Source organism: Lawsonibacter sp., assembly GCF_022777125.1.
GTDB lineage: Bacteria > Bacillota > Clostridia > Oscillospirales > Oscillospiraceae > Lawsonibacter_A > Lawsonibacter_A hominis.
Genome location: NZ_JALFGV010000003.1, coordinates 1 through 7,357, shown reverse-complemented (window position 1 = coordinate 7,357; position 7,357 = coordinate 1). Strand labels below are relative to the sequence as shown.

Below are 7,357 nucleotides of genomic sequence, written 5' to 3'. Positions count from 1 at the left end.
GCCCCCTGGCGGTGTCGGCCTGGCGGGGATGGCATGGGGCATGCGCCGGGGCGTTCCGGGCTTCAAACACGGGGCATTTCGGGCCGGTTGGCCCTCATGCCCCAAACTCGCCCGGCCCGCCCCGGCCCACGCCCCACGCCCGACGCACCTCCCCCGGGGGACCCTCTCCTGCCCCTGCAGGGCAATTCATCTTGTGCCGCCGGAAATGACGGAGATTCCTTTCCTTCCGTCGTCTGCGGACGACTCAACTCTGCGAGGCTCTTCTCCAGGAGGGTTTTTCGACAGCCTGAAAAGCCCGCCCCGAAAGGGCGGGCTTACGGCAGGCGTTGAACGATGGTTCTCCCGTTTCGCCGGGCGGCCAAATGGAAGAACCATCGTTTGAATTACTGCCGGATCACGGTGCCGGTCTTGCCTGCCACGCCGTCCTTCGCCTTTTCCAGCAGGGTAATGAGCGCGGAGCGGCCGGGGGCGGAACGGGCGAACTCTACCGCCGCCTGGACCTTGGGCAGCATGGAGCCGGGGGCGAAGTGGCCCTGGCCCATATAGACCTCGGCCTCTTCCGGGGTGAGCGTATCCAGCCATTTCTGATCGGGCTTGCCGAAGTTGATCGCCACCTTTTCCACGGCGGTGAGGATGATCAGGGTGTCGGCCTGCACCTGCTGGGCCAGCACACAGGAGGCAAAGTCCTTGTCAATGACGGCCGGCGCACCCTTGAGATGATGCCCCTGCGTGGCGTAGACGGGAATACCGCCGCCGCCGCAGGCCACGACCACCAGACCGGCCGCCGCCATGTCCCGGATGGACTGGATCTCCACGATGGACTTGGGCTTGGGGGAGGCGACCACCCGGCGATAGCCCCGGCCGGCGTCCTCCATGACGGTGTAGCCCCGCTCGGCCACCATCCGGTCGGCCTCCTCCTTGGTCATAAAGGCGCCGATGGGCTTGGTGGGGTTCTGGAACGCCGGGTCGGAGCGATCCACCTCCACCTGGGTGAGCACCGTGGCCACTCCCTTTTGGATATCACGGTCCAGCAGCTCCTCCCGCAGAGCATTTTGCAGGTCGTAGCCGATGTAGCCCTGGCTCATGGCCACGCAGACCGACAGGGGGCAGGGGATGTACTTCTCGGGGTCGGAGCGGGTCAGCTCCTGCATGGCCTTCTGGATCATACCCACCTGGGGGCCGTTGCCGTGGGAGAGGATGACCTCGTGGCCTTCCTGGATCAGATCCGCGATGGCCTTGGCGGTCTGGCGTACCGCCGTCATCTGCTCCGGCAGATTGTTGCCCAGGGCGTTGCCGCCCAGAGCGATCACGATGCGCTTGCCCATGACAGAGACAACCTCCTTTGGTCGCTTGAAGGTGAAAGGGACGGCCCGCCCACAAAATGGATGCGGACGGGCCAGAGAAAGGGGAACAGGTATCCAAAAGCAACGCCGGACGCGTTACTTGTTGAACCAACGCTGGGTGCCGCGCTCCTCCAGGGCCTTCAGCACGGCCTGGGGATCTCTGCATTTGGCCAGGAAGATCATGGCGGCGATGATGTAGGGCTTGTAAGAGGCCTCTTTGTACAGCGCCTCGCGGTAGCGGTCGAAGACGCTCTCCTCCACCTCGCCGTCCACGCAGGATACGCCGTTGATGTCGGCGGGCAGGCAGTGCAGGTACAGCGCCTTGCCGTCCCGGGTGGTCTTCATCCGTTCCTCGGTGCAGCACCAGTCCTTGTGCTGGGCGTTTTGCGCCAGCAGCTCCTTTTCCAGGGCCTTGATGCCTTCGCTGTCGCCCTGGGCGTACCGGTCGGTGCGCTTCTCCATGGCGGCAAAGGGAGCCCAGCTCTTGGGATACACGATGTCCGCGTCCCGGAAGGCCTCGGCCATGGAATTCACGCGCCGGAACGTGCCGCCGGACTTTTCCGCGTTTGCAGCGGCCACAGTCTCCACCTCGGGCATGACCTCGTAGCCCTCGGGATGGGCCAGCACCACGTCCATGCCGAAGCGGGTCATCAGGCCGATGACGCCCTGAGGCACGGAGAGAGGCTTGCCGTAGCTGGGAGAATAGGCCCAGGTCATAGCGACCTTCTTGCCCTTCAGGTTCTCCACACCGCCGAATTCGTGGATGATGTGCAGCATGTCGGCCATGCACTGGGTGGGGTGGTCGATGTCGCACTGCAGGTTGACCAGGGTCGGCTTCTGCTCCAGCACACCGTCCTTGTGGCCCTGGGTGACGGCGTCCACCACGTCGTGCATGTATTTGTTGCCTTTGCCGATGTACATGTCGTCCCGGATGCCGATCACGTCGGCCATGAAGGAGATCATGTTGGCGGTCTCACGGACGGTCTCGCCGTGGGCGATCTGGCTCTTGCCCTCGTCCAGGTCCTGGACCTCCAGGCCCAGCAGGTTGCAGGCGCTGGCAAAGGAGAAGCGGGTGCGGGTGGAGTTGTCCCGGAACAGGGAGATGCCCAGGCCGGACTCAAAGATCTTGGTGGAGATGTTGTGCTCCCGCATGTAGCGCAGAGCGTCGGCCACGGTGAAGACGGCCTCGATCTCATCGTCGGATTTCTCCCAGGTCAGGAAGAAGTCGTTCTCATACATCTCCTTGAAGTTGAGCTGGTTCAGCTTGTCGATATAGCTGTGAAGCGTGGCATCCATGATCGTATTCTCCTTTTCTATTGTAAATGATGGATTGGTGGGAAGGATGCTAAACTTAGGAAAAAAACTTTGTGAATTATTTGATGTCGTTGTTCGTCTTGCCGGCCCGGAACTGGGTCACGTCGGCGGTCTTGTTCTCCTCCCGGTACAGGCCGGGAACGGCGGCGTACAGGGCGGCGCAGGTAACGAGGTCCTGCTTCCAGGTGATCTCGTTGGGGGCGTGGGCCTGGCTCTCCGCGCCGGGACCGAAGCCCACGCAGGGGATGCCGTATCGGCCCTGAATGGCCACGCCGTTGGTGGAGAAGGTCCATTTGTCGGTGAGCGGGCGGCCCTCACGCAGGTGCATGGCGTCCCGCTTGGGGTCGGCGTCGGCGTGGCCGATGCGCGTTTCCCCCCACAGGGCGTGGTGGGCGTCCGCCAGGGCCTGGACGTGGGCCGCGCGCTCCATATTGATCCAGGTGGGGAAGTAGCACTCGGTCTCGTAGACCTCGCCGGTCCAGGAGGGGCGGTCGTACATGTACATGGATACCGTTACATCCTCGCCGTACTTCTTCACGCTGGGCAGGTCCCGGATCTCCTGCAGGCAGGAGTCCCAGGTCTCGCCGGCGGTCATGCGGCGGTCGATGGAGATGGAGCAGGAGTCGGCCACGGCGCAGCGGCTGGGGGAGGTGTAGAAGATCTGTGAGGTGGTGCAGGTGCCCCGGCCCAGGAAGCGGGCGTCCTCATAGTGCTCGGGGTTGTACTTGGGGTCGAGCATCTTCACCAGGCCCTTGATCGCAGCGCCGTCATCGGCGGGGTTCTCGTTGAGGGCGCGCACGTCCTGGAGGATGTCGGCCATCTTGTAGATGGCGTTGTCGCCCCGCTCGGGAGCGGAACCGTGGCAGGAGACGCCCTTCACGTCCACGCGGATCTCCATGCGGCCCCGGTGGCCCCGGTAGATGCCGCCGTCGGTGGGCTCGGTGGAGATGACGAACTCCACCTGCTCCTTCCGAATGCCCTTGGCGGGGAAGAACTTGTTGACGATGTACTGCCAGCACATACCGTCGCAGTCCTCCTCCTGCACGGAGCCGACCACCATAATCTTGTAGCCTGCGGGGATCAGTCCCAGCTCCTTCATGATCTTGGCACCGTAGACCGCGGAAGCCATGCCGCCCTCCTGGTCGGAGCCGCCGCGGCCGTAGATCACCGCGTCGTCCTCCCAGCCCTCGTAGGGGTCGTCCGTCCAGTTGCTCCGGTTGCCGACGCCCACGGTGTCGATGTGAGAGTCGATGGCAATGATTTTGTCACCGTCGCCCATCCAGCCGATCACATTGCCCAGGCCGTCCACCTCCACCTGGTCATACCCCAGCTGTTCCATCTCAGAGCGGATGCAGGCCACGACGTCTTTTTCCGCACAGCTTTCGCTGGGGTGGGAGATCATGGCCCGCAAAAAGCGGGTCATGTCGGCCTGATAGCCCTGGGCTGCTTTCTTGATCTGATCGTAATCCATGATTGTTTCCCTCCATCATTCATCCATATCGTGATTGATTGCCATGGAAAGCCCCCGCGCAGCGAGGCGCCGGGCGGCGCGTACAAGCGGTTTGCCCAACGGGCAAACCGCTTGGCGCAGGGGCGGTCCGCTCGCCCCGGGCCGGTAAGGGAACCCGGGGCCCCATGATTTAACGCTGCTAAACCGTGGGATATTCGCCGTCCCAGAGCACCTTGCGGAACTTCATGGGGTCGGTGTTGCCCTCAGTGGAGAAAAGAAGCACCTGGGAGAAGCGGTCCAGGCCGATGGCCTGACGCAGGTCCTGGTATTCGTCGTTCTCCATCAGCGCGGCAATGAGACCCATGCCCACCGCTCCGGACTCGCCGGAGATGACCACCGGGTCGCCCTTGACGGGTACCCCGAGCATCCGCATGCCCCGGGCGCTGACCCAGTCGGGGCAGGAGACGAAAGCGCTGACGTGGTTGCGCAGGATGTCCCAGGAGATGGTGTTGGGTTCGCCGCAGGCCAGCCCCGCCATGATGGTGGTCAGGTCTCCGTCCACCATGCGGGGCGCGCCGTCCCCGGCCAGGGCGCCCCGGTAGAGACAGTCGGCCGCCTGGGCCTCCATGACGATGAACTTGGGCGGGTCGTTGGGGAAGAGGTTGGCGTAGTACCCGATGACCGCGCCCGCCAGACTGCCCACGCCCGCCTGGACGAACACATGCGTGGGACGGTTTATGCCCATCTGACGCAGCTGGTCGGCGCTTTCGCTGGCCATGGTGCCGTAGCCCTGCATGATCCAGGCGGGGATCTCCTCGTAGCCGTCCCAGGCGGTGTCCTGTACGATGACGCCGTGGGGAGTGGCCTCCGCCTCGGCGGCGGCCATGCGCACGCAGTCGTCGTAGTTCACGTCCTCGATGGTGACGGCGGCGCCCTCCTTGGCGATGTTGTCGTACCGCGCCTGCGAGCTGCCCTTGGGCATATGGACCACCGCCTTCTGGCCCAGCTTGTGGGCCGCCCAGGCCACGCCGCGGCCGTGATTGCCGTCGGTGGCGGTGAAGAAGGTGGCCTGGCCGAAGTCCCGGCGCAGGGCCTCGCTGGTCAGATAGTCGTAGGTCATCTCCGACACGTCGCGGCCCATCTCCTTGGCGATGTACCGCGCCATGGCAAAGGAGCCGCCCAGCACCTTGAAGGCGTTCAGACCGAAACGGAAGCTCTCATCCTTTACGAACAGGCCCGCCAGGCCCAGATAAGCGGCCATACCGTCCAGCCGGGCCAGCGGAGTGATGGAGTACTGGGGAAAGCTGCTGTGAAAAAAGCGGGCCTTGGCCACATTGGTCAGGGACATGACGGGCAGCTGCCCGTCGTCGCTTTTGGGCATGTGGTTGACGGCCCATTTGATCCGGTCTTTCATTGCGACTGCGCCTCCGATTTCTATGTTCTGTCCCCATCATAGCACGGGAAATCTGCAAGTCAATAGGTTTCCAAAAAAATTTTTGTGCAACCAAAAAGTTTTTTAGATTTTTGTTGAAATTGACGGTGCGGGAATGGTTGCCTTTGTACATTTTCGGTGTTAAGCTAGAGCCATAAGATCAAAGAAAAGGAGACATGGCCATGTTTACCCTCACGGTCAACGGCGCGCAGGTACAGACGGAGCAGGACGGCTCTCTGATGGAGCTGCTGCGGGGCATGGGGCTGACTTCGGTAAAGGACGGGTGCGGTCAGGGCGCCTGCGGCACCTGTACCGTCCTGGCGGATGGGAAGCCGGTGAAAGCGTGCGTGCAGAAGATATCCAAGTTCCAGGGAAGGGCCATCGTCACCGTGGAGGGCCTCAGCCCGCGGGAGAAGGAGGTCTACACTTACGCCTTCGGCGCGGCGGGCGCGGTGCAGTGCGGCTTCTGCATCCCGGGGATGGTGCTGTGCGCCAAGGGCCTCATTGATCGGAACCCGGATCCCACCCGGGACGAGGCGGCCGTTGCCATCCGCAATAATATCTGCCGCTGCACCGGGTATAAAAAAATCATCGACGCCATCCTTCTGGCCGCCCGGCTCTTCCGGGAGGGGGCGGAGCATTTGTCCGCCCCGGCGGTCACCGGCGTGGGCCAGCGGGCCCACCGCCTGGACGTGCCGGAGAAGGTACAGGGCTGGGGCAAATACGCCGACGATATCCAGATGGAGGGCATGCTCTACGGCTCCGCCCTGCGCGCGGCATATCCCCGGGCCCGGGTGCTCTCCATCGACACCAGCGCGGCAAAGGCCCTGAGCGGCGTCCACGCGGTGCTCACCGCGGCGGATATCCCCGGCTCCTCCAAGGTGGGCCACCTGAAGCACGACTGGGACGCGCTGGTGCCCGTAGGCCGCCTGACCCACTATCTGGGGGACGCGGTCGCCCTGGTGGCCGCCGAGACCCGGGCGATCGCCGAACAGGCCAAGGCCCTCATCCGGGTGGAATACGAGGTGCTGCCCGGGGTGTTTTCCCCCCAGCAGGCATTGGCGGAGGGGGCGCCCCTGGTGCATGAGAGCGGCACGTCCAACGTGCTGGCCCATGAACATCTGGTCCGGGGCGACGCGGAGGAGGCGCTGCGCCGCTCCGCCCATGTGGTCACCCGGACGTATTTCACCCCCTTTACCGAGCACGCCTTTCTGGAGCCGGAGTGCGCCGTGGCCCTGATGGACCCGGACGGGGAGAGCGCTCTTATCTACTCCAGCGATCAGGGCACCTACGATACCCAGCACGAGTGCGCCCTGATGATGGGCTGGGAGCCGGAGCGCATCCACGTGGTCAACGCGCTGGTGGGCGGCGGTTTCGGCGGCAAGGAGGATGTGAGCGTCCAGCATCATGCCCTGCTGCTGGCCTACCACACCCGCCGGCCGGTGAAGGTGAAGCTCACCCGGGACGAGAGCATCCTGGTCCACCCCAAGCGACACCCGGCCTGGATGGAGGTTACCACCGGGTGCGGCGCGGACGGCCGGCTCACCGCCATGAAGGCGGTGGTGGTCACCGACACGGGGGCCTACGCCAGCCTGGGCGGGCCGGTGCTCCAGCGCCTTTGCACCCATGCCGCCGGGCCGTACAACTATCAGGTGATCGATATCGACGGTACCGCCGTCTACACCAACAACCCTCCCGCCGGGGCCTTCCGGGGCTTCGGCGTTACCCAGAGCTGCTTTGCCGCCGAGTGCAACCTGAACCTGCTGGCCGAGGCGGTGGGCATCTCCCCCTGGGAGATCCGCTACCGCAACGCCATTC

Annotated in this window: 5 protein-coding genes; 1 reads left to right on the top strand and 4 read right to left on the bottom strand. The window is 64.3% G+C overall.

The features are described 5' to 3' along the window. Positions 1-383: 383 nt before the first annotated feature. The 4 genes from arcC to dpaL form a co-directional block, all read right to left on the bottom strand. Positions 384-1,325: a carbamate kinase gene (gene arcC / locus MR825_RS00125; RefSeq protein WP_256175112.1), complete on the bottom strand. Its 942-nt coding sequence runs from the start codon at positions 1,323-1,325 to the stop codon at positions 384-386. Between the two features lie 114 nt (positions 1,326-1,439). Continuing rightward, the gene (gene ygeW / locus MR825_RS00120) at positions 1,440-2,639 is read right to left on the bottom strand and encodes a knotted carbamoyltransferase YgeW (RefSeq protein WP_287877883.1); all 1,200 of its coding nucleotides are present in this window, start codon (positions 2,637-2,639) and stop codon (positions 1,440-1,442) included. Positions 2,640-2,715: 76 nt separating this feature from the next. Continuing rightward, complete coding sequence (locus MR825_RS00115) at positions 2,716-4,128, bottom strand: YgeY family selenium metabolism-linked hydrolase (protein ID WP_287877881.1); 1,413 nt, start codon at positions 4,126-4,128, stop codon at positions 2,716-2,718. A gap of 178 nt (positions 4,129-4,306) precedes the next feature. After that, positions 4,307-5,521, bottom strand: coding sequence for a diaminopropionate ammonia-lyase (dpaL, locus tag MR825_RS00110; RefSeq protein WP_186906923.1), 1,215 nt, complete (start codon positions 5,519-5,521; stop codon positions 4,307-4,309). A gap of 200 nt (positions 5,522-5,721) precedes the next feature. Between dpaL and xdh the strand changes: the two genes are divergently transcribed. Continuing rightward, positions 5,722-7,357: selenium-dependent xanthine dehydrogenase (gene xdh / locus MR825_RS00105; protein WP_287877877.1), on the top strand; the 1,636-nt coding region annotated here is incomplete at its 3' end.